The sequence below is a fragment of the Neisseria sp. P0021.S006 genome (assembly GCF_051956895.1).
In genome coordinates this window covers 1-1,014 of record NZ_JBQCWZ010000484.1, presented here as the reverse complement: position 1 = coordinate 1,014, position 1,014 = coordinate 1, and the positions used below count along the sequence as shown (strand labels likewise).

Sequence of the window (1,014 nt, the reverse complement as noted above, 5' to 3'; positions counted from 1 at the left end):
TCTTGGTTTGTGAACGTGTCGGGCGACAGTATAACCGAAAACAAGTCCACCACGCCCTCCACCTTACCCAACGTATATTTTCCTATCCCGAAAGGCCGTCTGAAACCATGAATTCTCCTTCAAAAAACACTTGGCAAAGCGGCCGTTGGCTGAATGCACGTCAAACTCATTCGCCCAATTTCAGCCCGCGAGAACCGGATGAAGACATCTCATTGGTTGTCCTCCACAATATTTCCCTCCCTCCTTTTGAGTACAACACGGGTGCGGTGGAAAAATTGTTTACCAACCAAATCAACCCTGACGAGCATCCTTTTTTCAGCATCATCCACACCCTGCGCGTCTCCAGCCATTTTTTCATCAGCCGTAAGGGCGAAACCGTCCAATTCGTTTCCTGCGACGATATGGCCTATCATGCCGGTGTATCGTCATTTCAAGGCAGAGAAAAATGCAATACCTTCTCCATCGGTATCGAATTGGAAGGCTGCGATTTCGAGCCTTTTACCGAAGCACAATACACCAGCCTGCAAGCCTTGCTGACCGCCATTTCCGAACATTACCCGATTCAGGCCATTACCGGTCATCAGGACATCGCTCCGGACAGGAAAACCGATCCTGGACATTTCTTCGATTGGCCACGCCTTCAAAAAGCAGGTTTCCCCATCCGGCACGGATAACTTTCAGACGGCCTGAACACTGATTGGCAGACATAATGCTGTCACAACCGTTTATTTTCGTTATAATTCAGCTATTCATTCGGACGCATAAAGTCCGGCTCCAACGAACTTCCCACGCAGCAAGATTCCGCACCCTGAAAAAGACGGAATGCTGCCTTTTTAAAAAGTGATTACTCCATGATTTTCATCGTCTTAGCCCTCGCCGCCCTTTTGGCTGTCATCGGTTACAATATGTACCAGGAAAACCAATACCGCAAACAAGTGCGCGAACAATTCGGCCATTCCGATAAGGATGCACTTTTGACCAGCAAAACCAAGCACGTCCGCGACAGCAAAGAAA

1 protein-coding gene and 1 pseudogene are annotated in these 1,014 nt (G+C 48.5%); both read left to right on the top strand.

Annotated features, from left to right (window positions below; all coding sequences use genetic code 11):
- Window positions 1–107 precede the first annotated feature (107 nt).
- Window positions 108–674, top strand: a complete 567-nt coding sequence (gene ampD, locus ACTHUM_RS15165; RefSeq protein WP_070461597.1) for a 1,6-anhydro-N-acetylmuramyl-L-alanine amidase AmpD — start codon at window positions 108–110, stop codon at window positions 672–674.
- A 177-nt stretch (window positions 675–851) separates the two neighbouring features.
- A pseudogene (locus ACTHUM_RS15160) lies at window positions 852–1,014 on the top strand (cell division protein ZipA C-terminal FtsZ-binding domain-containing protein); the annotation flags it as partial.